The sequence below is a fragment of the Janthinobacterium sp. 13 genome (genome assembly GCF_002749695.1).
GTDB lineage: Bacteria > Pseudomonadota > Gammaproteobacteria > Burkholderiales > Burkholderiaceae_D > Janthinobacterium > Janthinobacterium kumbetense.
The window spans coordinates 5,139,509-5,163,939 of record NZ_PEEQ01000001.1 but is presented as its reverse complement, the minus strand read 5'-3'; the positions used below and the strand labels follow the sequence as shown (position 1 = coordinate 5,163,939).

At 64.5% G+C, this 24,431-nt stretch carries 22 protein-coding genes and 1 tRNA gene; 13 read left to right on the top strand and 10 right to left on the bottom strand.

Annotated features, from left to right (window positions below):
- Positions 1–73 precede the first annotated feature (73 nt).
- The 6 genes from CLU94_RS22805 (at position 74) to CLU94_RS22780 (ending at position 7,324) form a co-directional block, all read left to right on the top strand.
- Entirely contained in the window at positions 74–2,995 is a 2,922-nt protein-coding gene (locus CLU94_RS22805; protein ID WP_180278738.1) for a TonB-dependent receptor, read from the top strand.
- A gap of 35 nt (positions 2,996–3,030) precedes the next feature.
- Entirely contained in the window at positions 3,031–3,651 is a 621-nt protein-coding gene (locus CLU94_RS22800) for a biliverdin-producing heme oxygenase (protein ID WP_218965313.1), read from the top strand.
- Positions 3,651–4,802, top strand: a complete 1,152-nt coding sequence (locus tag CLU94_RS28920) for a TonB family protein (protein WP_143451509.1) — start codon at positions 3,651–3,653, stop codon at positions 4,800–4,802. Before CLU94_RS22800 ends, CLU94_RS28920 begins: the two co-directional genes overlap by 1 nt.
- Positions 4,803–4,987: 185 nt before the next feature.
- Positions 4,988–5,797 (top strand): methionine ABC transporter ATP-binding protein, encoded by an 810-nt coding sequence (locus tag CLU94_RS22790; protein WP_099667285.1) that lies wholly within the window; start codon positions 4,988–4,990, stop codon positions 5,795–5,797.
- Complete coding sequence (locus tag CLU94_RS22785; protein ID WP_058051319.1) at positions 5,790–6,464, top strand: methionine ABC transporter permease; 675 nt, start codon at positions 5,790–5,792, stop codon at positions 6,462–6,464. The genes CLU94_RS22790 and CLU94_RS22785 overlap by 8 nt, the downstream gene beginning before the upstream one ends.
- A 32-nt stretch (positions 6,465–6,496) precedes the next feature.
- Complete coding sequence (locus CLU94_RS22780; protein ID WP_099667284.1) at positions 6,497–7,324, top strand: MetQ/NlpA family ABC transporter substrate-binding protein; 828 nt, start codon at positions 6,497–6,499, stop codon at positions 7,322–7,324.
- An 81-nt stretch (positions 7,325–7,405) separates the two neighbouring features.
- Here the strand turns inward: CLU94_RS22780 and CLU94_RS22775 are convergent, their stop codons facing one another.
- Together CLU94_RS22775 and CLU94_RS22770 are read right to left on the bottom strand one after the other, a co-directional pair.
- Positions 7,406–8,023 carry an OmpW/AlkL family protein gene (locus CLU94_RS22775; protein ID WP_099667283.1) on the bottom strand — a complete coding sequence of 206 codons (618 nt, stop codon included), beginning with the start codon at positions 8,021–8,023 and terminating at the stop codon, positions 7,406–7,408.
- A 146-nt stretch (positions 8,024–8,169) separates the two neighbouring features.
- Entirely contained in the window at positions 8,170–9,066 is an 897-nt protein-coding gene (locus CLU94_RS22770) for a LysR family transcriptional regulator (protein WP_099667282.1), read from the bottom strand.
- Between the two features lie 240 nt (positions 9,067–9,306).
- Between CLU94_RS22770 and fur the strand changes: the two genes are divergently transcribed.
- The 7 genes from fur to CLU94_RS22735 all read left to right on the top strand — a co-directional run bounded on the left by fur (position 9,307) and on the right by CLU94_RS22735 (position 14,006).
- Positions 9,307–9,744, top strand: coding sequence for a ferric iron uptake transcriptional regulator (fur, locus tag CLU94_RS22765; RefSeq protein ID WP_099667281.1), 438 nt, complete (start codon positions 9,307–9,309; stop codon positions 9,742–9,744).
- A gap of 69 nt (positions 9,745–9,813) precedes the next feature.
- Complete coding sequence (locus CLU94_RS22760; RefSeq protein WP_099667280.1) at positions 9,814–10,179, top strand: MerR family transcriptional regulator; 366 nt, start codon at positions 9,814–9,816, stop codon at positions 10,177–10,179.
- Between the two features lie 59 nt (positions 10,180–10,238).
- Positions 10,239–10,829 carry an NAD(P)H-dependent oxidoreductase gene (locus tag CLU94_RS22755; RefSeq protein ID WP_099667279.1) on the top strand — a complete coding sequence of 197 codons (591 nt, stop codon included), beginning with the start codon at positions 10,239–10,241 and terminating at the stop codon, positions 10,827–10,829.
- Between the two features lie 172 nt (positions 10,830–11,001).
- Positions 11,002–12,219 (top strand): SpoIIE family protein phosphatase, encoded by a 1,218-nt coding sequence (locus CLU94_RS22750; RefSeq protein WP_218965312.1) that lies wholly within the window; start codon positions 11,002–11,004, stop codon positions 12,217–12,219.
- A gap of 64 nt (positions 12,220–12,283) precedes the next feature.
- A complete protein-coding gene (locus tag CLU94_RS22745; protein WP_071076508.1) occupies positions 12,284–12,841 on the top strand; it encodes a SiaB family protein kinase in 558 nt (185 codons plus the stop codon).
- Between the two features lie 22 nt (positions 12,842–12,863).
- On the top strand, positions 12,864–13,262 hold the full coding sequence (locus CLU94_RS22740; RefSeq protein ID WP_099667278.1) for a DUF1987 domain-containing protein: 399 nt from the start codon (positions 12,864–12,866) through the stop codon (positions 13,260–13,262).
- 3 nt (positions 13,263–13,265) lie between these two features.
- Positions 13,266–14,006, top strand: a complete 741-nt coding sequence (locus CLU94_RS22735) for a GGDEF domain-containing protein (RefSeq protein WP_099667277.1) — start codon at positions 13,266–13,268, stop codon at positions 14,004–14,006.
- An 8-nt stretch (positions 14,007–14,014) separates the two neighbouring features.
- Here CLU94_RS22735 and CLU94_RS22730 read toward each other — a convergent pair whose 3' ends face one another.
- The 8 genes from CLU94_RS22730 to fdnG all read right to left on the bottom strand — a co-directional run bounded on the left by CLU94_RS22730 (position 14,015) and on the right by fdnG (position 24,213).
- A complete protein-coding gene (locus tag CLU94_RS22730; RefSeq protein ID WP_253192659.1) occupies positions 14,015–14,728 on the bottom strand; it encodes a substrate-binding periplasmic protein in 714 nt (237 codons plus the stop codon).
- Between the two features lie 153 nt (positions 14,729–14,881).
- A tRNA-Sec gene (locus CLU94_RS22725) sits at positions 14,882–14,977 on the bottom strand.
- Between the two features lie 19 nt (positions 14,978–14,996).
- Positions 14,997–16,952: a selenocysteine-specific translation elongation factor gene (gene selB / locus CLU94_RS22720; RefSeq protein ID WP_099667276.1), complete on the bottom strand. Its 1,956-nt coding sequence runs from the start codon at positions 16,950–16,952 to the stop codon at positions 14,997–14,999.
- Complete coding sequence (gene selA, locus CLU94_RS22715) at positions 16,949–18,358, bottom strand: L-seryl-tRNA(Sec) selenium transferase (protein WP_099667275.1); 1,410 nt, start codon at positions 18,356–18,358, stop codon at positions 16,949–16,951. The genes selB and selA overlap by 4 nt, the downstream gene beginning before the upstream one ends.
- A complete protein-coding gene (gene fdhE, locus CLU94_RS22710) occupies positions 18,355–19,422 on the bottom strand; it encodes a formate dehydrogenase accessory protein FdhE (RefSeq protein WP_180278737.1) in 1,068 nt (355 codons plus the stop codon). Before fdhE ends, selA begins: the two co-directional genes overlap by 4 nt.
- 124 nt (positions 19,423–19,546) lie before the next feature.
- On the bottom strand, positions 19,547–20,218 hold the full coding sequence (locus CLU94_RS22705; RefSeq protein WP_099667273.1) for a formate dehydrogenase subunit gamma: 672 nt from the start codon (positions 20,216–20,218) through the stop codon (positions 19,547–19,549).
- Complete coding sequence (gene fdxH / locus CLU94_RS22700) at positions 20,205–21,128, bottom strand: formate dehydrogenase subunit beta (protein ID WP_034779207.1); 924 nt, start codon at positions 21,126–21,128, stop codon at positions 20,205–20,207. The genes CLU94_RS22705 and fdxH overlap by 14 nt, the downstream gene beginning before the upstream one ends.
- A gap of 13 nt (positions 21,129–21,141) precedes the next feature.
- Positions 21,142–24,213 carry a formate dehydrogenase-N subunit alpha gene (gene fdnG / locus CLU94_RS22695; protein ID WP_143451508.1) on the bottom strand — a complete coding sequence of 1,024 codons (3,072 nt, stop codon included), beginning with the start codon at positions 24,211–24,213 and terminating at the stop codon, positions 21,142–21,144.
- Positions 24,214–24,431: the final 218 nt, after the last annotated feature.

Below are 24,431 nucleotides of genomic sequence, written 5' to 3'. Positions count from 1 at the left end.
CATCCGCACGTCAGGGTAAATGAGACTCATTCGTTTTAACTATGAAGGATCACCACATCACCATAGGAAAAACATGCATATGACTCCACCGCGCCATCCCTTGCACGCCCGCCTGTCTCCCCTCTTCCTGGCCATCGGCCTGGCCTTCGCCACGCCCGCCGTGCATGCCGCCGCCGCGCCGGTGGCGCAGGTCGAATGGCACATCCCCGCGCAGCCCTTGAACCGCGCGCTGAACGAACTGGCGCGCCAGGCCGGCATGGTGCTGCTGGCCGACGCGCGCCTGACGCAGGGACGGCAAAGCGCGCCGCTGCAAGGCCGCCATTCGCTGCCCGAGGCGCTGCGCCAGCTGCTGGCCGGCAGCGGCCTGCAGGCGCAGCTGCAAGGCGGCACGACCATCATCATCAGCGCGCCCGCCCCCGTCGCCGCAGGCGCCGTGCAGATCGGCACCCTGCGCGTGAATGGCCAGGGCGGCAGCGGCACGTTCGAGACGGACGACACGGACCCGGCCGACCTGCCCTACGTCACGTCCTCCTCGTCCGCCTACATCGGGCGCGAACAGATCGAACGCTTCCGCGGCACCTCGCCGGCCGACATCTTCAAGGGGGTGGCCGGCGTGCAGGTGGGCGACAGCCGCAATAGCGGCGCCGTCGACGTCAACGTGCGCGGCATGCAGGGCCAGGGCCGCGTGCCCCTGCTGATCGACGGCAGCCTGCAATCATCCACCGTCTACCGCGGTTACGCGGGCATCGCCGACCGCAGCTACATCGACCCTGACCTGATCAGCGCCATCCGCATCGACAAGGGGCCGAACCTGTCGGCGCAAGGCGCGGGCGCCATCGGCGGCATGGTCAGCATGCAGACCCTGCGCCCGGAAGACATCCTGCGCCCGGGCCAGCGCACGGGCGTGCGCCTGCGCGGCGGCATCCAGGACAACAGCGTCTCGGCGCCGGACGATTTCGGCAGCGCGCCGCGCACGCACCGCAACAAGCTGGGCAACCCGCGCAGCGGCTTTGGCAGCATCGCCGTGGCCACGCGCCAGGACGACTACGACCTGGTGGCCGCCATCAGCCAGCGCAGCATCGGCAATTATTTTTCCGGCACGCGCGGTTTCGAACGCTATCAGCTGCCCAATGCATGGGGTGGCGACGATGGCGTGACGCAGTTCTTCAAGAAAGGCGATGAAGTGCTGAACACGGCCAACCGCACCACCTCGGTCCTGCTGAAGGCCAACCTGCGCCTGCCGCACGAACAGAAGCTGGAGCTGGGCTACCGCTATTTCGACAGCAGCTATGGCGAAATCATGCCCTCGCAAATCTACCGCAACAGCACCGGCAGCATCCCGCAATGGGACCCCAGCCAGGTGCGCACCAACGCGCTGACGGCGCGCTACGAATGGAAGCCGGAAGGCCAGAACCTGATCGACCTGAAGGCCAACCTGTGGCTGACGGACATGCAGAGCAAGTCGCGCAACGGCGATATCTTCAGCAATCCGCTGGAAGGCAAGACCAATCCAGGCGACCACGAATGCAAGGAATGCGTGGAAGTGCTGTACCTGGCAAAGAACCAGGCGCGCCGCGTGGGCGCGGACCTGACGAATACCTCGCGCTTCGCCACCGGCATGGGTGCGCTCAAGCTCGATTACGGCCTGTCCTTGCAAAATGAAGATATCGGCCCGGCCGACAGCGTGCGCATCCTCGATGATGACTTGAACGCCAATCACACCCTGCGCAACGGCAAGCGCCACGAGCAAAGCGCCTTCGCCTCGCTGCAGTGGCAGGCGCGCGACTGGCTGAGTGTCGAGGCGGGCGGACGCTTCCAGCGCTTCGATACGCGCGACCGCAACCGCCGCGCCGAGCAGCAATACCATCCGCAAGGCTGGCAATGGGTCACCATGTGGGACAAGGACGGCGATCAGATCGGCGCGGCGAAGTGGTACCAGGATGCGCAGGGCCGGTTCACGCCCGCCACCAATCCCGCGCTGGTGGGCGGCATGGTGGAAAACTACGGCACCGCGCCGGCGCCGCTGGACGTCTCGCAGGTGGACCAGTGGAGCGGCAATGGCTATGTCTACCGCGACGCCATCCCCGGCTTGTTCAAGTACAGCACGCCGATCCGCCGCAAGGACCACGGTTTTGCGCCCACGTTTGCGCTGACGGCGCGCCTGTCCGACAGCGTCAGCCTGTTCCTGCGCGATGCGCGCGGCTTGCGCATGCCCAGCCTGTACGAATCGACGATGGGCTTCTCGGCCACGTATTCGTCCCCCTTGAACGCCGAGCGCAGCCACAACCGCGAAGTGGGCGTGAGCGTGATCAAGGATGGCGTGTGGAGCGCCGCCGACAAGCTGCGCCTGCGCATCTCCTACTTCGACAACGTCACCCACGGCTACATCACGCGCCGCCCGATTCCCGACTTGCCGGCCTACGCGCAGAATTTTTCGATGGCGAACACGGACAAATACAGCGTCTCGGGCATCGAACTGCAGTCGTCATATGACCGGGGTAGCGTGTTTGCCGATTTTTCCGGTACCTGGAACCGCAAGACCCTGATCTGCGACGCGGCCACGGCGGCCTATTTGCGCAAGGCCAGCAAGTGGGAATCGGACATCTGGAACACGCCCGACTGCTCGCCCATCGGCTTTTCCAGTTCCTACGTGAGCAACCATATCCAGCCCAAGCTGAGCGCCAACCTGACCCTGGGCACGCGCTGGCTGCAGGAAAAACTCACCGTCGGCACGCGCCTGACGCACGTCGGCCATCCGCTGGCGCGCCAGGATGACAAGGCCGTGTGGCAGTCGTGGACGGGCACCTCGCCGCAGGTGCTGACGCAGGCCTACACCCTGGCCGACCTGTTCGCCAGCTACAAGATCACGCCCAACGCCACCGTCGACGTGGCGGTGGACAACCTGACGGACCGCTACTACCTCGATCCGCTGACCCTGAGCCTGATGCCGGGGCCGGGCCGCACGGCGCGCGTCACGCTTGGCGTTCGTTTCTGATTTGATTCATCCTTATAATAGAGAGCAGATATTCCATGCATGCAGCAAGCGACACCAGCAGCACCTTGAACACCGTTCCGATTAACGCGGCCCCTAGCCGCAGCCAGCGCCTGAAAGCCGACACCATGGCCACCCACGACTTGCTGGACCAGCGCATCATGGCCAGCGCGCCGTTTTCCAGCCGCGACAACTACGCGCGCTTCCTGCAGGCGCAGTACGCGTTCCTGCGCGATGTCGACGCGCTGTACGACAACGCGCAGCTGGCCGCCCTGCTGCCGGACCTGGAACAGCGCCGCCGCTACGCCAGCATCGCGGCCGACCTGCACGACCTGGGCACCGTCCTGCCGGCCGATACGGCCACGCCGCCGTTCGACGCGCAGCTGGACCTGGCCACGGCGCTGGGCTGGCTGTACGTGAGCGAAGGCTCGAAGCTGGGCGCGGCCATCCTGTATAAGCTGGCCGGCAAGATCGGCCTGGACGAGCATCACGGCGCGCGCCACCTGGCCGGCCATCCGGACGGACGCGCGCGCCACTGGCGCGATTTTACGTCCGTGCTCGATACGGCCGTCCTTGACGCCGCCGGTGAAGCGCGCGTAATCGACGGCGCGCGCGCCGCCTTCCTGCGCATGCATGGCCACGTGGAGGCTTGCGCCTGATGGAAGAGCCAGTAATCCAGGCCGGCGCGGAAGCGCATACGGCACGGCTGCGCCGCTGGGCCTGGACGGCCGCCGGCATGCTGATGGTGGCGCTGGGCGTGATCGGCGCCCTGCTGCCCGTCATGCCGACGACGATCTTCCTGATCCTGGCGCTGGCCTGCTTCAGCCGCGCCTCGCCACGCCTGGAACACTGGCTGCTGCACCACCCGCGCTTCGGCGCGCCGCTGCGCCAGTGGCGCGAACACCGCGCCGTGTCGCGGCGCGGCAAGGTCCTCGCTTGCTTGGGCATGGCCATCGGCTTTGTCGCCATGTGCCTCGGCCATCCGCCCTGGTGGGTCATCGTCCTCGTGGCAACGATGGAAATCGCCGTGATCATCTATCTGCTGCGCCGCCCGGAAGGGCCGGCGCCGGTGCCAGCACCAGAAAAGACGCCGCCGGCGGACTGGCACAAGCCGCTGACCATCGCCACGGTCTTCGCCATGCATGGCGCCCTGCTGGGATGGGCCGTGTACCACCGCGCGCCGGCAGCGCCCGTGCTGGCCATCGCGCCCGACTCCGCGCAGCCGGCCATGCTGCTGTTCCTGCCGGCCGCCGCCCCGCCCCGCCCACTGGAGCAGAATCTTGCTGAACAGGCCAGCGCCGCGGCCGCGCCGTCGCGCGCCCTTGCCAAAAAAGCAGCGCCAGCCCTGCCGCAATTCGTGCCGCCGCAGCCGGGTGCCGCGCCCATGCCGCCGCAAGCCGAGGCCGTTGCGGCCGTCGCCGAGGTGCGCCCTGCCCCCGTCACGCCGGCACCGGTGGCCACGGCATCCGTCGCGGCGGCGCCTCCCTCGCCCGCCCTGCCGCCCGCACCACAGGAGCTGCGCAGCGGCGTATCGAGCTGGGAAGGCAAGGTTTTGGCGCGCATGGAACGCTTCCGCCGCTATCCGACGGCGTCGCGCGCGAAGCAGGAACAGGGCGTGGTATACCTGCGCTGCCGCATCGACCGCGACGGGCAGGTGCTGGCGGCCGCCATCGAGCGCAGTTCCGGTTCCGCTGCGCTGGATCAGGCCGCGCTCGACACTTTGCAACGGGCGGCGCCACTGCCGCGCATTCCCAAGGAACGGCCGGAGCCGCTGGAATTATCGATTCCCGTCGAATTTTCCATCGGCTGATCGCGTAAAAACCGCTTTTACTCTCGCCAAACACCCATATAGACATTATTTGCATATTCAAAGCAAGATTCTGTCGTAGGAGTAATAACACGATCGGAGGTATACTACGCAACCGACGTAACAGGCTGGGCGATTTGGCCCCTGCAAGCGCGCCTGTCACGGTCCAATAAAAAAGGAAACACTGCATGACCACACCACACCGTACGCCGGTGATTCGCATCGATGGCGCAAACAAGACCTTCGCGCTGCCCAAGGGCGAACAATTCCACGCGGTCAAATCGGTCACGCTGGAAGTCTATCCCGGTGATATTTTCGGCCTGATCGGCAAGAGCGGCGCCGGCAAATCGACCTTGCTGCGCCTGATTAACCTGCTCGAGCGTCCCGACAGCGGCAGCATCACGGTCGCCGGGCGCGAATTGACCAGCTTGAGCAAGGGCGAACTGCGCGACGCGCGCCAGAATATCGGCATGATTTTCCAGCAATTCAACCTGCTGCAAAACGCCAGCGTGTTCGACAACGTCGCCTTCCCCCTGAAAATCCATGGCACCACCAAGGGCGAGCACATCGCCGCCCGCGTCGAGGAATGCCTGGCGCTGGTGGGCCTGTCCGACAAGCTGCACAGCTATCCGGCGCAATTGTCGGGCGGGCAGAAACAGCGCGTGGCGATTGCCCGCGCCCTGGCCAGCCACCCCGACGTGCTGCTGTGCGACGAACCGACGTCCGCGCTGGACGCGGAAACGACGCGCGCCCTGCTCGATACCTTGCGCGACATCAATGCGCGTCTGGGCGTGACCATCGTCATCGTCAGCCATGAGCTGTCGGTGCTGGGCGCCATCTGCAACCGGGTCGCCGTCGTGGAAAGCGGCGCCATCGCCGAACAATTCGATTTGAGCGACACGGCCACCCCGCGCAAGACGGCGCTGGGACGCGAGCTGGCTTACTACGGCACCGAGGCGTTTGAAGCCACCGCATGGAAGGATGCAACACATGTTTGAAGAATCGATCAATAACGTCATCAACCTGCTGCCGGAAATCTGGGTGGCGCTGGGCCAGACCATGACCATGCTGGGTATCGGCCTGACGGCCGCCATCCTGATCGGCGGCCCGCTGGGCATCTTGCTGTTCCTCGTCTCGGAAGGCCAGTCGCTGGAAAACCGTCCGCTGTCGATGATCCTCGGCTGGCTGGTCAATACCGTGCGCAGCTTCCCCTTCATCATCCTGCTGGTGGCCCTGACGCCGTTTACGCGCATCATCGCGGGCACTTCGATCGGCCCGCTGGCGGCCAGCGTGCCGCTGTCGTTCGCCGCCATTCCCTACCTGGCGCGCCTGGTGGAACAGAACCTGCGCGAAGTGCCGCGCGGCGTGATCGAGGCGGCGCACGCCATGGGCGCGTCGGAAATGCAGATCATCTTCCGCGTGCTGCTGGTGGAAGCGCGTTCCGGCCTGGTGCTGGCCCTGACCGTGCTGTCGATCAGCTTCCTGTCGTATTCGGCAGTGGCCGGCGTGGTGGGCGGCGGCGGTATCGGCGACCTGGCCATCCGCTACGGCTACTACCGCTTCGAGACGGACATCATGGTCGCCACCGTGGCCATCCTGATCGTGCTGGTGCAAACCATCCAGTTCGCCGGCACGCGCATCGCCAAGCGCCTCGACAAACGTTAATTCATATTCAGTATTTCAGTACAAGGAAAAGCATGAACCACATTCGCCGCAACCTGCTCCTGGCCGCTGCCAGCCTGGCCTTCGCCACCGCCGCCCACGCCAAGGACCCGAAAGAACTCGTCATCGGCACCAGCTCCGGCCCGTATTCTGACCAGCTGAAGCTGGGCATCAAGCCTATCCTGGAAAAACAGGGTTACAAGGTCAAGATCGTGGAATTCAACGACTACGTGCAGCCGAACTATGCGCTGGCCGAAGGCTCGCTGGATGCCAACGTGTTCCAGCACATCGTCTACCTGACCAAGTTCGCCACCGATAACAAGCTGCCACTGAGCTCATTGATCACCGTGCCGACCATGCCGATCGGCCTGTACGGCGGCAAGCAGAAAACGCTGGCGGAAGTCAAGAACGGCGCCACCATCACCATGCCGAACGACCCGACCAACCAGGCGCGCGCGCTGGTGATGCTGGCCAAGATGGGCTGGATCAAGCTGAAACCGAACGTCGACCCGCTGCGCGCATCCGAGCGCGACGTGCTGGAAAACCCGAAGAAGCTGAAACTGGTGCCGCTGGAAGCGGCGCAGCTGCCACGTTCGCTGGCCGACGCCGACTACGCTTTCGTCAACGGTAACTTCGCCCTGGCCGCCGGCATGAAGCTGACGTCGGCCCTGAGCGTGGAAAAGATTTCGGACAGCTACATCAACCTGGTAGCCATCCGCACGGCCGACAAGGCCAAGCCATGGGTCAAGGACCTGGAAGCGGCCTACCGCTCGCGCGCCTTCCTCGACGCGACGAACAAGTATTTGGCCGGCTACGAAAAGACGGATTACCAGCTGGCGCTGGAAAAGACGCTGAAAAAATAGACCGCTGCATGCCATGCAAAAAGGACGGCCAAGGCCGTCCTTTTTTATTGTCCGCGCCGCGCGGGCGCTGTCATGCCATGCTTAGAAGCGGTAGCCCACGCCTACGCCGATCAGGACAGGGTCGATCTTGACTTCGCTGGCCTTGGCGGCACCGACGAAGACGTCGCTGCGGATCTGCACTTTCTTGATGTCGAAGTTCAGCGACCAGTTTTTGTCCAGCTTGTAGTCGACGCCAGCTTGCAGCGCGAAGCCCCAGCTGTCATGCTCCAGACGGCCAGCGCCATTCAGCAGTTTCACGCTCGAAATATTCGTATAGTTCACGCCTGCACCCACGTATGGGCTGAACTGTTTTTCAGGCATGAAGTGGTATTGCAGCGACAAGGTCGGAGGCAAATGCTTGAACGTGCCGATATTTTGGCCACCCAGGGTGACGTCATGCTTTTGCGGATACGTCAGGATCAGCTCGGCAGCGATGTTCGGCGTGAAGAAATACGAAATATCGATTTCAGGAATCGTCTTGCTGCTGACGTGGATCGTGTCCGATGCGCCATTGCCCAAGACCGGCGTGGATTTGTTGGCAGGATCGATATGCACGGCGCGCGCACGGACCAGCCATGGGCTTTCCTGTGCCATGGCGTTGCCGGCGAATGCACCAATGGCGGCCAGGACGATTGCTGCTGCAGTTGCGGACGTTTTCATTATGTTTTCCTCTGTCGTTAAGTAACGCTGCGAAGTCTAAGAGTGCAGTGCAACAAAAACTTTGATCCACATCAAATAGTGCTATATGGCATCACCAGAGGGATTTTTTCCTTTGCCCAGGTCAAAAATTGCCGCATTGCAGCGCATCAATGCACGTCGGCAAACAGGCTGGCGACCCAGTCGGCAAACACGCGCACGCGCGGCGACAATTGCCGGTGGTGGGGATACAGCACGGACACGGGCAGCGGGTCGGGCCGCCAGTCCCGCAGCACTTCCACCAGTTCGCCGGCCGCCAGCGCCCGCTCCAGGTGATAACGGGGCGCCTGGATCAAGCCCATGCCCGCGCGGCAGCAGGCGTGATACGCGTCGGCATTGTTGACGGACACGGTGCCCGGCAAGGCCACGCTGCGGCGCTGGCCTTCCACCTTGAAATCGAAGGGCCAGACCTTGCCCGTCTGGGCGGAAAAGAAATTGACGGCGCGGTGGCCATCCAGCTGCGCCAGATGCTCCGGCGTGCCGTGCGCGGCCAGGTAGGCGGGGCTGGCGCAGGTCACCTGTTCCAGCAGCGCCACGCGGCGCGCCACCATCGACGAGTCGCCCAGTTCGCCCACGCGCAGCACGCAATCGACGCCTTCGCGCACCAGGTCGACGAGGCGGTCGCCCATGCCGATTTCCAGTTCGATCAGCGGATAGCGGGCGCAGAAGCGGTCCAGCACGGGCATGACGAAGTGCATGGCCAGGGTCGCGTGCAAGTCGATGCGCAGCTTGCCGGCCGGCTGCTGCGCCGCCGAACTGAACACGGCTTCCGTTTCTTCCAGGTCCGCCAGCAGGCGCACGCAGCGCTGGTAATACGCGTCGCCATCGGGCGTAGGCGTCACTTGCCGCGTGGTCCGCTGCAGCAGGCGCACGCGCAGCCGCGCTTCCAGCTGCTTGATCGCATGCGTGACGGTGGCCTTCGGATAGCCGAGGTCATGCGCCGCCTGCGTAAAACTGCGCAGTTCGACGATGCGCGTAAAGATGCGCATCGCATCAAATCGGTCCATGCTCCCTCCATTGTTATTTCTTGCTGCACAGTATAGCGATTCGACCGCCACTTTTCAGCAGCAACCAATACTGCTGGCATCAGTTGCCTGCCACGCAAGCGCCACTTGCGCCGATGTCACTGGATTGCCGCCCGTCCCCGCGGCATACTATTTACAGCACACACATGAGAATGGTAATGATTATCATTTGCGATATAATGCAATACCTCGCTAGGGCGACTACAAAAAGGAATGGGAGACATGGATATATTGAGGGAACTGCGTGAATCGGGCTTGAAAGTGACCATCCCCCGCTTGCGGATTCTGCAGCTGTTTCAAGAAGGCACGATCAAGCACCTGAGTGCGGACGATGTCTACAAACTCTTGCTGGCTGAAAAGATCGACGTGGGCCTGGCCACCATCTACCGCGTGCTGATGCAGTTTGCCGAAGCGGGCATCCTGTTTCGCCGGCATTTCGAATCGGGCCACGCCGTCTTCGAACTGAACGAAGGCCAGCACCACGACCACCTGGTCTGCACGGGTTGCGGCAAGGTCGATGAATTCGTCGACGAAGGCATCGAACTGCGCCAGAACGAGATCGCCGCCGAGCGGGGCTTCGTGCTGCACGAGCACGCGCTGTCGCTGTACGGCACCTGCGCCGAGTGCACGGCGAAGAAAGTGCCGCCGCGCCGGGCCTGAGGATGCCTGGGCCGTTTGGGCGCCGCTGCCATACGGTAAGATTCGCTCAAGCTTGAGAAAGGATCACCCATGTACATCGGAGAAATCGCCCGCCTGGCGGGCACCTCGCCCAAGGCCTTGCGCCACTATGAAGCGCTGGGCTTGCTGGGCGACGTGCGCCGCGCCGGCGCCTACCGCGTCTACACGCAGCAAGACCTGGCGCAAGTCAAACTCATACGCCAGGCGCAGGCGCTGGGCTTCCGCCTGGCCGAACTGCTGCCCATCCTGGCCGGCGACGATACGGACTGGGCCGCCCTGTCGCAGCACATCGCCGCCAAGCGCACGCAGATACAGCAGGATATCGCCCGCCTGCGCCAGCTCGACGCGCAACTGGCCGACATCGACACGGAAATCCACGACTGCCTGGCGCACCAATACCTTCAAGCGGCCGCTTGACTCTGCCCTCAGGGGCAGGCTTTAGCATGCAAGCTCTTCTTTAACGGACAGCCTGCACCATGACCAAGACGACACCCAAGCGCATTTTGATACTCCTCGGCCACCCGTCGGGCGACAGCTTTTGCGCCGCCCTGGCCGAAGCCTATGCCGCCACGGCCCGCAGCGCGGGCCACACCGTGCGCGAGCTGCGCCTGGGCCAGCTCGACTTCGATCCCATCCTGCACGAAGGCTACCGCCAGGTGCAGCCGCTGGAAGCGGACCTGCTGGCCGCGCAGGAAGCCATCAGGTGGGCCGAACACCTGGTGTTCGCCTACCCGATCTGGTGGGGCGGCGCGCCAGCCCTGCTGAAAGGCTTCGTCGACCGCGTCTTCCTGCCCGGCTACGCTTTCAAGTACCGCCCCGGCAAGGCCTTCCCGGCGCAATTGCTGAAGGGCCGCACGGCGCAGCTGCTGGTGACGATGGATACGCCGCCCTGGTATTTCCGCTGGGTCTACCGCATGCCCGGCATCCACCAGTTGCGCAAGACGACGCTGGAATTTTGCGGCATCAAGCCCGTCAGGGTGGCCAGCTTCGGCCCCCTCCTCGACTCCACCGAGCCGCAGCGCGCGCGCTGGCTGGCCCAGGCACAGGCGCTGGCCCGGCGCCTGTAAGTTGCTTGCCATGCAGCCATCTTGCATACGGTTTTGACAAGCTGGTAATCAAGCCGTCATATTCCAAGGCTACCATGATGATATTGCCTGTTTGTCAGTCGCCTTGCCGTCGCGACAACAAGGGTCCGATCGTCATGTAAAGGTAGCCGCTGTGGAGTTCAACGCTTCTCGATTGCATCTTCCCCGTTATCGCACGTCCGTGGCGTTTGATCTGTGCATTCCCACGGAATCCGTGCAGGCCGACGCCAGCAATTTCGCCGTGCTGGAACTGTTCACGGAACGGCGCGACATGATGAGCCTGCCCGTCACGGAGCAGCAGAAGCCCATCGGTTTGATCAGCCGCAACATCTTCATGTCGCAGATGTCCAAGCCCTTTTATCACGAGGTGTACGGCAAGAAGAGCTGCATCGCCTTCATGGACAAGGAACCGCTGATCGTCGACGGCGCCATGAGCATCGAAGACCTCACCTTCCGCGCCGTGGAAGCGGGCGAGAAGGCGCTGGCCGACGGCTTCATCATCACCGAGGATGGCGCGCTGGCCGGCGTGGGCTTCGGCTTGCAGCTGATGAACGTGGTCGCCACCATGCAGGCGGAAAAGAACCGGCAAATCATGCACAGCATCGATTACGCCAGCGTGATCCAGCGCGCGCTGCTGCGCACCTCCGATGCGGAACTGCGCGCCACCCTGCCCGACGCGCACCTGGAATGGCAGCCGCGCGACGTGGTCGGCGGCGATTTTTACTTCTTCGAGCGCCACGCGGGCGGCTGGTTTGCCGCCATCGCCGACTGCACCGGCCACGGCGTGCCAGGCGCCTTCATGACCCTGATTGCCTCGTCGGCCCTGAGCCAGGCCCTGCGCGAGCTGGGGCCGCACGATCCGGCCGCCCTGATCGGCGCCGTCAGCCGCGCCATCAAGACCCTGCTGGGCCAGGACGGCGCCAGCAGCGGCGAAGCCACGGGCCACGCCGGCTCGAACGACGGCATGGATTGCGCCTTCCTGTGCTACGACACGGCCAGCGCCAGCCTGCGTTTCGCGGGGGCGAAACTGGCGCTGCACGTGGTCGCGCCGGGCGAAGAGGCCGTGCGCGCCATCGATGGCGCGCGCATGGGCGTGGGCTATGTCGACACGCCGGCCGGCTACTGCTGGCACAACGAGATGCTGGACATTCCCGCCGGCAGCCTGCTGTTCCTCACCACCGACGGCCTGCTCGACCAGATCGGCGGCGCGCGCGACATCGCCTACGGCAAGCGGCGCATGCGCGAACAGCTGCTGGCGCAGCGCGATGCGCCCGCCGGCGACGTGGCGGCGGCGCTGCTGCAGGACAGCGCGGCATGGCAAGGCAAGCAGCCGCGCCGCGACGACCTGACCTTTTTCTGTTTTCGCCTGTAGTTGGGCGCCATCGAGCCACCTTATCAACAAGAAACCGGGTCACCGGCTAGCCAGGAGCACGGACGTGCTGTACGAAGAATTCAACGAGTTTTGGGATGTGGCGCGCAAGCGCAACATCATCTTTTTTTACGTGGGCTATTTCTCGCAGCACGTGGTCAGCGCCATTTCCGAAACCATCAAGGCGCGCCTGGACACGGCCGGCGCGGCCGGGCCCACGCGGCGGCGCATCTTTTCCTCGTTCATCGAGATGTCGCAAAACATCATGCACTATTCCGCCGACAGCCTGACGCCCGATGCGCAGCTGGATCAGCAGATGCGGCGCGGCTCGTTCTGCATCGGCACGCGCGGCGACAGCTTTTTCCTCCTGTGCGCCAACCCCGTCTCGACGGACAACGTGGCGCAGATCCGCGCCCGGCTGGAGCCGCTGCACACCATGACGATGGAAGAAATCCGCCTGGCCTACAAGAAGGCCCTGCGCGAGGAAGCGCCGGCCGACAGCAAGGGCGCGGGCCTGGGTTTTCTGACCATGGCGCGCGACGCCAGCGAGCCGCTGGAATTCGAATTCGTCCAGGATCCCCAGGAGCCGGGCCACACCATCTTCTGCATCAAAGCCATCATTTGAAAGAGCCGACTCAGGAAAGCATATGCAATTACCGTCACCACTGTTCATCGCCGCGACCCCGAGTTCGCCCGAAATCGACTTCCGTTTCGAGCAGCACACCCTGTCGATCAAGGGCGAGTCGTATCCGGAAAACGCAGCCGCCTTCTATGGCCCGCTGATCGCCGCCGTGCGCGCCTACCTGGAAGGCTGCCGCGAAAGCGCCATCACCGTCAACGTCTCGCTGGCCTACTTCAACAGCTCCAGCACGAAGATGCTGTTTACCCTGTTCGACACCCTGAACCAGGCGGCCGTCGATGGCAACCAGGTGCGCCTGAACTGGTATCACGACGAGGACGACGACACCATCCTGGAATTCGGCCAGGAGCTGCAGCAGGACTTCATGGCGCTGGACTTCCACGACCATCCCGTGCAGGGCAGCTAGGGCATGCGCGCCGCCATCTCCGAGTCCGGCCTGGAGCCCGACCTGTTCACCGTGGAAGCGGCGGCGCTGGCTGCCGCGCGCCGCATGCACGCCGATACTCACGCCAGCGGCGAGGCGCAGCGGCGCGTGCTCGGTGAACTGATCAATCACTACGAACGGCTGATGCGCGAGACGCGGCGCCTGATTGGCCGCAGCGACCGCGCCGAGCGCGACATGCATTTGCTGAACCGCCAATTGCAAACCCTGGCCGGCCAGCTCGAATACCGCGCCACGCACGACCCGCTGACGGGCGCCCTGAACCGCGGCGCCGTGATCGATCACGCCTCGCGCTGCCTGGCGCAGGGCGACATGGCGCTGATCGTGCTCGACATCGACTTGTTCAAGCAGGTCAACGACGACTTCGGCCACCCGGCTGGCGACGGCGTGATCCAGGCCGTGGTGGACTGCCTGAAGGCACTGCTGGGACAGGAAACGGCCATCGGCCGGGTCGGCGGCGAAGAGTTTTCCGTGGTCTGGCCCACTTCCTCGCGCGACGATGCGGCGCAGGTGGCGCAGCGCATCTGCGAGAGCGTCGGCCGCCAGCGCCATGCGGCGCCCATCACGCGCGCCATCACCGTCAGCGTGGGCCTGAGCTGGAACAGCGCCGGCACGGCCTTCGAAACGGCCTACAGCCACGCGGACCAGGCCTTGTACCAGGCCAAGCGCGAGGGGCGCAACTGCGTGCGCCAGTGGCTGGAAAGCTGAAGCGGACCTTAGCGGATATGTTCGCGCGCCATGCTGCCGTCGCGGCGCATGGCCGCCGCCGCCCGCTGCATGGCCAAGGCCTGCGCCTCGGGCAACTGCCTGTTGCAGGCGAGGTAAGTCTGCACGCGGTTGAAGGTCAGCAGCGGCACCACCTTGCCCTCCCACTCCTTGCCGGCAAACGGCTTGCTGCCCACCGCCATGCCGACGGCCCACAGGTCGATGCGTCCGAGCAGCAGCTTTTGCGGATTGAGCCACTCCTGCGTCACGGGCGCCACGTTCAGGCCGCGCTGGCGCAGGTAATCGTCGCGCGCGTCGCCCAGCACCGTGCCGATCACCAGGCCGCGCGCATCATCGAGCGTGCGCAGCGCCAAATGCCGTTCGGCCAGGCCGTAGAGTATCCATTCCGCTTCGTTCAGGGGCCCGATCCAGCGAAATTGCGCTTCGCGCTCCTGCGTGCGACTGGTGGAAAAGATGCAGGTGTCGGCTTCGCGCAGCGCCTGCGCGTACGCGCGCTTCCACGGCAGCAGCTCGATGCTGTAGGAAAGACCGGCGCGCGCCATGATGTCGCGCACCTTGAGCGTTTCACGTCCGACGACGACATTGCCTTCCATCATGCTCGACGGCGGTAAATGCTCGCCGACGATGCGCACGTCCACCGCCGCGGCCAGCGCCGGCATCAGCAGCGCCACTGCCAGCAGCCACGCCATGCTTGCTTGTTTCATGCTTGCTTTCATCTGCCACAGGGGATACAAGCCGATGTTACCATCGGCTCACCCTGGCATCGTTACATATTATCAATAACACCATTTATTTACCGCAACGTGACAACAGGCCAACGCCGAGGCGATCACCGTGCAGGGGGAAGGAAGAATAACTGGCGGAAAACAGTAGGAGTCGAACCTACGGGAGAACGTCTGACGCCCTCCACCGGGTTTGAAGCCCGGCCACATCACCGGATGAGTGTGCTTTCCGCGGTGCCTGAGCTAGTACTTAGCTGTTGGGCAAGGCCGCGGTGTAGGACCACAGCGCTTGCGGGCGCAATAGATGCCCATTGCCAACACGGCGAGTATAACCGACGCGGTCAAAGAATTCCAAGACCTGGATCGCCCGCTTGCGGCCCAGGCCGCTGGCGTCGCGGAACGTGGCCGCGCCCACGGCGCCATTGCCGGCTGGCAAGCCTGCATCCTCTTCCGCCTTGTGCGCCAGTTGCCGCACCAGTTGCGCCAGTTCGGCCAGCGCCGCCTGGTGATAAAACAGGTCGTGCACGACCTGGCTGATCTGCCCTGCCTTGGCCAGTTTGCGCAACAGCCGGCGCGTCTCGTCCTCGGCCAGGCCGAAGCCGCGCGCCAGGTCGCGCGTCCACGGCGGATCGGCACGCCCCTGCTCCAGGGCGGCCAGCAAGGGTTCGGCCATGGCCTGCTCCTGCGGCGTCAGTTCCACGCTGTGCGTCGGCAAGTGCAGGCTGGCGCCGCGCGCCAGGATCTCGCCGCGCGCCAGCAAGCCTTCGACCAGGTGGCTCCACAAGGCGTCTTCCATCTCGGCGTCGACGATGCGTTTCAGGCGCCACAGTTCCGGTCCCGCCTCGTCGGGTGCGCGCGCGTGGAAGACGTCCAGGGCTGCCAGCACGCGCGCTTCCAGCGCCAGCAACGCATCCGGCGCCAGCAGCAGGGCGTCGCCGGCGCGCAGGGCGATGCGCCGCGTGTCGGGCGGCAGCGCGAGGGCTCCCGCCGGCAGCAGGGACAGGCGCACCAGCAGCGATACACGCAGCCCCAGCGGGCTTTGCGCCAGCAGGGCCGCATAGTCGCCGTGCGCGACGAACGCGGCCAGCGCATCGAGCCACGCCAGCCGGGCCGGGCTGCGCCGCTTGCGCGCGGGGCCGAACGGATCGAGCACCATGCCGCCGCCCACCGTCTGCGTCGCTTGCGCATTGCGCACGACGAAGCGGTCGCCCGGCACGCCGTGCATGGGCGCATCGAACACCAGCTGTACTCTGCCCGTCTGCCCCGGCGACAGGGTCTCGCCATCGAGCATGACGGCGCGCGCCAGCTGGTGCGCCGCGCCCAGGTGCACGTGCAGCGGCGACCAGGCTTTCAGTTGCACGCCCGCGTCGGGCAGCAGGGTGAGCTCCACGTCGAGGCGTTCGGAACACTGCGCCAGCTCGGGCGCGACGATCCAGTTGCCCCGCTCGATGCGCTCGCGGTCGATGCCGGCCAGGTTCAGCGCCAGGCGCTGGCCCGCCGTGCCCGTCTCGGCGGCGCGGTTCTGCGCATGGATGCTGCGCACCCGCGCTGGCGCGCCGCCGGGCGCCAGCTGCAGCATGTCGCCCACGCGCGCGCATCCCGCCAGCGCCGTGCCGGTGACGATGGTGCCCTGCCCCGACAAGGTGAACACGCGGTCCACGCCGAGGCGGAACAAGCGCCGCTCGTCGCGTTGCGGCAAGCTGCGCGCCACCTGCGTCAGGTGCGCCAGCAGGGCGGCCACGCCGGCATCGCCGTCGCGATTGGCGGCGGTGGGGAAAATCGGGCTGCCCGCCAGCGGCATGCCGGCCAGCAGCGCCTCGATGTCCGCTTCCACCTGCGCCACGCGGGCGCTGTCGGCGCGGTCGACCTTCGTCAGCGCCACGGCGCCGCGCGTCACGCCCAGCAGCTGCAAGATGGCCAGGTGCTCGTGCGTCTGCGGCATGACGCCATCGTCGGCGGCCACCACGAGCAAGGCGAAATCGATGCCCGTCACGCCGGAAGCCATGGTGCGGATGAATTTTTCGTGGCCCGGCACGTCGATCACGCCCAGCACCGTGCCGTCAAGCAGCGGCAGATAGGCGTAGCCGAGTTCGATCGAGATGCCGCGCGCCTGCTCTTCCTTCAGGCGGTCCGTGTGCACGCCCGTCAGCGCGCGCGTGAGCGTCGTCTTGCCATGGTCGATATGGCCCGCGGTGCCGACGATCATGCGGACAACTCGGCGAGCTGCGCGACGAAGGCCGTCTCGTGCGCCGCTTCCAGGCAGCGCAAGTCGAGCCACAGGGTGTCTTGCCCGATGCGCCCGATCACGGGGCACGGCAAGGCGCGCAGCCGCTGTTCCAGCGCTCCCAAGGGGTTGCTCAGGCGCGAGCCTGGCGCGCTGCGGATGGCCAGGCCAAAGCTGGGCAGCTGGTCGACGGGCAAGGCGCCGCTGCCGATCTGGCTGGTCATGGCTTCGGCCGTGACTGCGTACGCGGCGCCCAGCGCGCCCTGCAGCAGCGGCAGCAGCATTTCCGCCTGCGCGCGCATGGCGGCGGCGGGACGCGTCAGCAAGCGCAAGGTGGTCAGCCGTTCGGCCAGCAAGTCCGGCGCGCGGTACAGCCGCAGCACGGGTTCCAGGGCGGCCAGGGTCAGCTTGCCGACCCGCAGCGCGCGTTTCAGGGGGTTGCGCTTGATCTTCGCGATCAGGTCGGCGCGCCCGACGATGACGCCGCATTGCGGCCCGCCCAGCAGTTTGTCGCCGCTGAAGGTGACCAGGTCGGCGCCCGCCTCGATGGTTTCGCGCACCGTCGTTTCATGGGGCAAACTATATTGCGCCAGGTCAACCAGGGTGCCGCTGCCCAGGTCCACGGCCGTCGGCACGCCGTGTTGTGCCGCCAGCGGCACCAGTTCGTCGAGCTCCACGCTTTTCGTGAAGCCGGTAATGGCGTAATTGCTGCAATGGACCTTCATCAGCAGGCTGGTGTGTTCGTTGATCCCGTTCGCGTAATCGGCCAGGTGGGTGCGGTTGGTGCTGCCCACTTCGCGCAGCACGGCGCCCGCGCGCGTCATCACGTCGGGGATGCGGAAGGCGCCGCCGATTTCCACCAGCTCCCCGCGCGACACCACCACCTCCTTGCCCTGCGCCAGGGTGTTCAACATCAGCAGCACGGCGGCCGCATTGTTGTTGACGATGGTGGCCGCTTCGGCCCCCGTCAATTCGCGCAGCAGTTCCTCGACCAGGTCGTCGCGGTCGCCCCGCTTGCCCGTCTCCAGGTCGAATTCCAGGTTCATCGGCCACTGCAACGCTTCCACCACGGCTTGCACGGCGGCGTCGGGCAGCAGCGCGCGGCCCAGGTTCGTGTGCAGCACGGTGCCCGTCAGGTTGAAGACGGCGCGCAGCTGCGAGCGCGATTGCGCCTGCAGCCGTTCGGCCATCTGTGCGGCGATGGCGGCGATCGATGCGCCCTCTTCGCAGACTGCACCGGCCAGCATGGCCGTGCGCAGTTCGGCCAGCACGGCGCGCGCGCAGGCCAGGGTTTGCGCGCGACCGTAATGCGCAATCAGGGCCAGGCAAGCCGCGTCGCCCAGGATACGGTCTACCGATGGCAGGCGCACGGTTTGCCCCGTCGTCATGCTGGCTGGCCCTCGCTGCTGTCGCCCTTCCCCAGCCACAGCAGCGGATTGCCGCTGGCGCGCTGGTAGCCCGCTTCGCCCACCAGCAGGTCGAGCATCAGGCTGGCCAGGTCGTCGGCCAGGGGCTCGACGTTGTAATCGTGTTCCTGGTTGAAGACCTTGCGGTAGGTATGGCAATCGTCGCAGGTTTCCGCGCGCGCCACCTTCTTCGGATCATTCGCCTTGTTCGGCAATTTGTCGTCCTTTGCCGTCACGGGGTCGAACGGCGCCGCATCGGCCGCATCCAGGCCCTGGTAGGCGATCTTGCCATTCTGTTCGCAGGTCGAACACTTCACGCGCACCATATGCCATTCGCTTTCGCAAATGCCGCAGTGCAGATAGCGGTAGCCCTGCGACCCGCCGCCGATGCGGATCACGCTGGCGACGGGGTGCGAACCGCAGACGGGGCACAGGGTGCCCGTTTCCAGGTCCGGCACGCGCGCGGCGCGCAGTTCGCTGGCTGACACCGACCACAAGATTTGCAGGGCGGCCGCGACGAACGGCGCATGCATGGGGTTCAGGTTGTCGCCGTTTTCATCGAGCACGGCATCGGCGCAGGCGTCCAGCGCCGGCGCGTCGAGCGCGCGCAGCTGGGCCAGCACCTGCGTCAGGCCGCCGGACAGGGCCGGCTGGCTTGCCGCCGTGGCGGCCAGTTCATCGAGCAGGCTGGCGAATATGTCGCGCCAGACGGGCGGGCGGGCGCCGTTGACGGGCAGCACCGGCATGCGGTGCTGCATCGCGCGGCGCAGCGCGTCCGGGTCGGCGGCGGGCACGGCGCCGGGCGCCAGTTTTCCCACCACGGCGGCTTGCGCGTCGGCCAGCGCGGCCATCAGCACCAGGTAACCCTGCATGCCCGCGTCGACGGGGATGCCCTTGATGTTTCCCTGCGCCAGTTCGCGCAAGCGCAAGGCGCGCGCCTTGAACAGGCTGTCAGGCTGCGGCAGCAGCAGGCGCGGAATCGCGTTGTGGTCCAGGCCTTCGATTTCGCCTGGCTGAAGAATGCGTTGTACCAATGGAGTTCCCATCAAAAAAGGGGATGTAAAAGTATTTTAATCGATACAGTCATCGCAAGCCGCAAAGGAAAACAGGGGTCAGACCCGGCGGGTCTGACCCCTGCTCTTGCACTTGGGCTGATTAAGCAAAAAACGGTCAGTCTTTGCCGTTGCGCATCACCGCCTCGAACCACTTCGGATGGTGCTTGCGCGCCCAGCCGTAGGTGACGGTGCCGCGCACCATGGCGCCGATCGAGCCCTTGACCCACAGGGCCGCATAGATGTGCACGATGATGGCGCAGATGATGCCGAACGCGCACACGGCGTGCAGCAAGGCGGCCGCGCGGATGACGGGAATCGGGAAGTAGAACGCGAAGTACGCGCGCCAGATCACGATGCCCGACAGCAACAATCCCGCCATGCAGGCCAGCAGCACGAAGAACAGGATCTTCTGGCCGGCATTGTATTTGCCGATCTTCGGAAGCTTTTCTTCACGGTTGTTGAGCACGTCATCCATCTGTTTCAGCCACTGCTTGTCGCCGTCCTCGAACTTGTTGTGGTGCCAGAAGCGCACCACCAGGATCGCGAACGAGACGAACATCACCAGACCGGCAAACGGATGCAGGATGCGCGTCCATTGCCCGCCGCCGAACAGGTTCGCCAGCCACGCCATCGAGGGATGGAACATGGCCAGGCCGGACAGGGCCAGCATGACGAAGGTGATGGCGGTCACCCAGTGATTCGTGCGCTCGTTCGGGTCGTAGCGCTGGATCAGCGGGTTACCATCCTTGTCGCGCAGCTTTCCATCATGCAGATCACTGTGGCTCATGGTCTTCCTCCCGGATGCGTTTGGCCTCTTCCAGCGCCTCGTGCTCTTCGTCCTTGCTCACTTCGTTCGGACCGACACGCGTGTAATGGAAGAAGCCTGCCAGCGCCGTGGCGGCCATGCCGGCCACCGCGAGCGGCTTGGACCAGCCCTTCCAGAAGCCCACCATCGGGCTGATGCGCGGGCGTTCCGGCAAGTTCGAATACAGCTTCGGCTTGTCGGCATGGTGCAGCACGTACATCACGTGCGTGCCGCCCACGCCCAGCGGGTCGTACAGGCCCGCATTCTCGAAACCGCGCGACTTCAGGTCGACGATGCGCTCTTCCGCATGCACCTTCATGTCTTCCTTGGTGCCGAAGACGATGGCGCCCGTCGGGCACGTTTTCACGCAGGCCGGTTCCTGGCCCACGGCGACGCGGTCCGAACAGAGCGTGCACTTGTAGGCGCGGTCGTCCTTTTTCGAAATGCGGGGCACGTCGAAAGGACAGCCGGCCACGCAATAGCCGCAGCCGATGCAGTTTTCCTGATGGAAATCCACGATGCCGTTCGTATATTGCACGATGGCGCCCGGCGCCGGACAGGCTTTCAGGCAGCCCGGGTCCTCGCAGTGCATGCAGCCATCCTTGCGGATCAGCCACTCGAGGTTGCCGTCGTTGTTTTCGTGTTCGGCAAAACGCATCACCGTCCACGATTGCGGCGTCAAGTCCGTCGGATTGTCATAGGTGCCATGGTTTTCGCCGACTTCGTCACGCAAGTCGTTCCATTCCATGCACGCCGTCTGGCAAGCCTTGCAGCCGATGCATTTCGACACATCGATCAGCTTGGCCACGGTGCCCGTCACCGGGCTGCGCGCTTGCGGCGGCGTTACCGTGGTAGCCGACAGGCGCCGGATATCTAAGGATTGCAGTGCCATTATTGAGCTCCCATCATGCTTTTTCCACCTTCACGAGGAAGGACTTGAATTCCGGCGTTTGCGAATTCGCATCCCCCACGCCCGGCGTCAGGGTATTGATCAGATACCCCGGCTTGGCCACGCCCGTAAAGCCCCAGTGCAGTGGCAGGCCCACGGTATGCACCGGCTTGCCCTCGATCATCAAAGCCTTGATGCGCTTGGTGACGACGGCCTTGGCGATGATGTGACCCCGCTTGGAACTGACGCGCACTTCCCCACCGGCAACGACGCCGATGCTCTTGGCCAGTTCTTCGCCGATTTCGACGAATTGCTGCGGCTGGATGATGGCATTCAGGCGTGCATGCTTGGTCCAGTAGTGGAAATGCTCGGTCAGGCGGTAGCTGGTGGCCACATGCGGGTATTCCTCATGCGTGCCGAACATTTTCCGGTCATCGGCGAACACGCGCGCGGCCGGATTGCTGGTCGCTTGCGGGTTTTTCGGATGCATGGGGTTGTAGCCCAGCGGATTTTCGAACGGCTCGTAATGCTCGGGGAACGGCCCCTCGGCCATGGCGCCGCGTGCAAAGAAGCGCGCCACGCCCTCGCCCAGCATGATGAACGGACCCATGCCGTTTTCCGGCGGTTCGTCGACCTTGAAGTCGGGAATATCGGCCCCGCTCCAGTTCGTGCCATTCCACTCGATCAACTTGCGCGTCGGGTCGAAAGCCTTGCCCTTCAAGTCGCACGAAGCGCGGTTGTACAGCACGCGGCGGTTGGCCGGCCACGCCCAGGCCCAGCCCAGGGTCTGGCCGATGCCGGTCGGGTCGCTATTGTCGCGCCGTCCCATCTGGTTGCCCGCCTGCGTCCAGCTGCCGGCGAAGATCCAGCAACCGCTGGTGGTCGTGCCATCGTCGCGCAATTGCGCGAACGAGGCCAGCTGCTCGCCCTTCTTCACCAGCAGCTTGGTCGGATCTTTCGGATCGTACAAGTCGGCCAGCGCCTTGCCGTTGAATTCGCGGGCGATTTCTTCCGGCTGCGGGTTATGCGGCTGCGCATAATTCCACGTCAGGTTGACGATAGGATCGGGGAACTTGCCGCCCTCTTTCTTGTACATGTTGCGCATGCGCAAGAACAGGCCCGACATGATCTCCAGGTCGCTGCGCGCCTGGCCCGGCGGTTCGGCCGCCTGCCAGTGCCACTGCAGCACGCGCGAGGAGCTCACCAGCGAACCGCGCTCTTCGGCGAAGCAGCTGGTCGGCAGGCGGAACACTTCCGTCATGATCTTGGTGGGATCGACTTCGTGATATTGCCCGTGCGCCTTCCAGAATTCGCCCGTTTCCACGGCCAGCGGATCCATGATGACGAGGAACTTCAGCTTCGACAGCGCTTCCGTGACCTTCTGCTTGTTCGGCGCGGACGCCAGCACATTGAAGCCCTGGCAGATATAGCCCGTCATCTTGCCTTGGTGCATGTTCTCGATGGCTTGCATCAAGTCATACGGCTTGTCGAGTTTCGGCAGGTAGTCGAAGGCGTAGTTATTTTCCGCCGTGGCAAAGTCGCCCCACCACGTCTTCATGAAGCTGACGTGGAATTTGCGGTAATTGCTCCAGTAGCTGAGCTGGTTAGGCCGCAGCGGCTTGGTGGCGCGCGCGGCGATATAGCCGTCGAAATCCTGCTCGGACTCGTTCGGCAAGGTCATGTAGCCTGGCAACAGGTTCGACATCAGGCCCAGATCGGTCAGACCCTGGATGTTCGAGTGGCCGCGCAAGGCGTTCATGCCGCCGCCCGCGATACCCATATTACCCAGCAGCAACTGCACCATGGCGCCCGTGCGGATGGTTTGCGCGCCCGTCGAGTGGTGCGTCCAGCCCAGCGCGTACAGGATGGTACCGGCGCGTCCCGGCACGGCGGTCGAAGCCAGGGCTTCTGCCACCTTGTGGAACTTGTCGGCCGACACGCCGCACGTGCGCTCGACCATCTCGGTCGTGTAGCGCGCGTAGTGCTTCTTCATCATCTGGTAGACGCAGCGCGGGTGTTCCAGGGTCGGGTCGACCTTGGCATAGCCATCTTCGCCGATCTCGTAATCCCAGGTGGCCTTGTTGGTGTACTTGCCTTTTTCTTTGTCGAAACCCGAGAACAGGCCGTCCTCGAACGCATAGTCTTCGCGCACGATGAAGGGCATGTCCGTGTAGTTGCGCACGTACTCATGCTGGATCTTGTCGTTCGTCAGCAGATAATTGATGATCGCGCCGAGGAAGACGATGTCCGTGCCGGTACGCGTGGCGCAGTAGTAATCTGCCACGGATGCGGTACGGGTAAAACGCGGATCGACAACGATCAGCTTGGCCTTGTTATGCGCCTTCGCTTCCGTTACCCATTTGAATCCGCAAGGATGTGCTTCTGCTGCATTGCCGCCCATGACCAAAATCACATCGGCATTCTTGATATCGACCCAATGATTCGTCATCGCGCCACGGCCAAACGTCGGGGCAAGACCTGCCACCGTCGGTCCGTGTCATACACGCGCCTGATTATCAAAGGTCAGCATCCCCATGCTGCGCACTGTCTTGTGGGTCAGATACCCGACCTCGTTGCTGCCGGCGGACGCGGCAAGCATGCCGGTGGAGAGCCAGCGGTTGACGGTCTTGCCGTCGGCATTCTTCTCGATCAGGTTGGCGTCGCGGTCATCCTTCATCAGGCGCGCGATCTTGTCGAGCGCCACATCCCAGGAGATCGGTTGCCATTCCGTGCCGCCCGGTGCGCGGTACTCGGGCACTTTCAGGCGGTTCGGGCTGTGGATGAAGTCGACCAGGCTGGCGCCTTTCGGGCACAAGGTGCCGCGGTTCACCGGGTGATCGGCATCGCCTTCCACGTGGATGATGCTGGAGACGGCGTTTTTCGCGCCGTCGCCCAGTCCATACAGCAGGACGCCACATCCTACCGAACAGTAGGGACAGGTATTGCGTGTCTCGGTGGTGCGAGACAGCTTGTATTGCCGCACTTCCGCCATCGCCTGGCCCGGTGCGAAACCGAGCAGGGCGAGGCTGGAACCAGCAATGGTCGCGCCAGTTACCCGAAGGAACTGGCGCCTGGACATCTGAACCATATTCAGGCCTCTATGATGTGAGTAAATAAAAAGTCATACGGCGTCGTGGTAGTGTCATATCACTAAGATATAAGCACCATGCCTGTGCCGTATGACAGTATTTTACCCCTCAAACTCCGACAAGGCTTAGTCCGCTGGAAAAAATTGCCTTTAGTCAATATTAATTTGACGATACCGAACGTTCCCTCTAAACAATGCCAGCCTGCCCGGCACGCTTG

Bases quoted from the DNA above. Each gene is read 5' to 3' on its own strand.
- CLU94_RS28920 (WP_143451509.1), top strand. From the start codon at position 3,651: ATGGAAGAGCCAGTAATCCAGGCCGGCGCGGAAGCGCATACGGCACGG.
- fur (WP_099667281.1), top strand. From the start codon at position 9,307: ATGGATATATTGAGGGAACTGCGTGAATCGGGCTTGAAAGTGACCATC.
- CLU94_RS22730 (WP_253192659.1), bottom strand. From the start codon at position 14,728: ATGAAACAAGCAAGCATGGCGTGGCTGCTGGCAGTGGCGCTGCTGATG.
- CLU94_RS22785 (WP_058051319.1), top strand. From the start codon at position 5,790: ATGTTTGAAGAATCGATCAATAACGTCATCAACCTGCTGCCGGAAATC.
- CLU94_RS22770 (WP_099667282.1), bottom strand. From the start codon at position 9,066: ATGGACCGATTTGATGCGATGCGCATCTTTACGCGCATCGTCGAACTG.
- fdxH (WP_034779207.1), bottom strand. From the start codon at position 21,128: ATGGCACTGCAATCCTTAGATATCCGGCGCCTGTCGGCTACCACGGTA.
- CLU94_RS22760 (WP_099667280.1), top strand. From the start codon at position 9,814: ATGTACATCGGAGAAATCGCCCGCCTGGCGGGCACCTCGCCCAAGGCC.
- CLU94_RS22780 (WP_099667284.1), top strand. From the start codon at position 6,497: ATGAACCACATTCGCCGCAACCTGCTCCTGGCCGCTGCCAGCCTGGCC.
- selB (WP_099667276.1), bottom strand. From the start codon at position 16,952: ATGATCGTCGGCACCGCGGGCCATATCGACCATGGCAAGACGACGCTC.
- CLU94_RS22740 (WP_099667278.1), top strand. From the start codon at position 12,864: ATGCAATTACCGTCACCACTGTTCATCGCCGCGACCCCGAGTTCGCCC.
- CLU94_RS22735 (WP_099667277.1), top strand. From the start codon at position 13,266: ATGCGCGCCGCCATCTCCGAGTCCGGCCTGGAGCCCGACCTGTTCACC.
- selA (WP_099667275.1), bottom strand. From the start codon at position 18,358: ATGACGACGGGGCAAACCGTGCGCCTGCCATCGGTAGACCGTATCCTG.
- fdhE (WP_180278737.1), bottom strand. From the start codon at position 19,422: ATGGGAACTCCATTGGTACAACGCATTCTTCAGCCAGGCGAAATCGAA.
- CLU94_RS22805 (WP_180278738.1), top strand. From the start codon at position 74: ATGCATATGACTCCACCGCGCCATCCCTTGCACGCCCGCCTGTCTCCC.
- CLU94_RS22705 (WP_099667273.1), bottom strand. From the start codon at position 20,218: ATGAGCCACAGTGATCTGCATGATGGAAAGCTGCGCGACAAGGATGGT.
- CLU94_RS22775 (WP_099667283.1), bottom strand. From the start codon at position 8,023: ATGAAAACGTCCGCAACTGCAGCAGCAATCGTCCTGGCCGCCATTGGT.
- CLU94_RS22800 (WP_218965313.1), top strand. From the start codon at position 3,031: ATGCATGCAGCAAGCGACACCAGCAGCACCTTGAACACCGTTCCGATT.
- CLU94_RS22755 (WP_099667279.1), top strand. From the start codon at position 10,239: ATGACCAAGACGACACCCAAGCGCATTTTGATACTCCTCGGCCACCCG.
- CLU94_RS22790 (WP_099667285.1), top strand. From the start codon at position 4,988: ATGACCACACCACACCGTACGCCGGTGATTCGCATCGATGGCGCAAAC.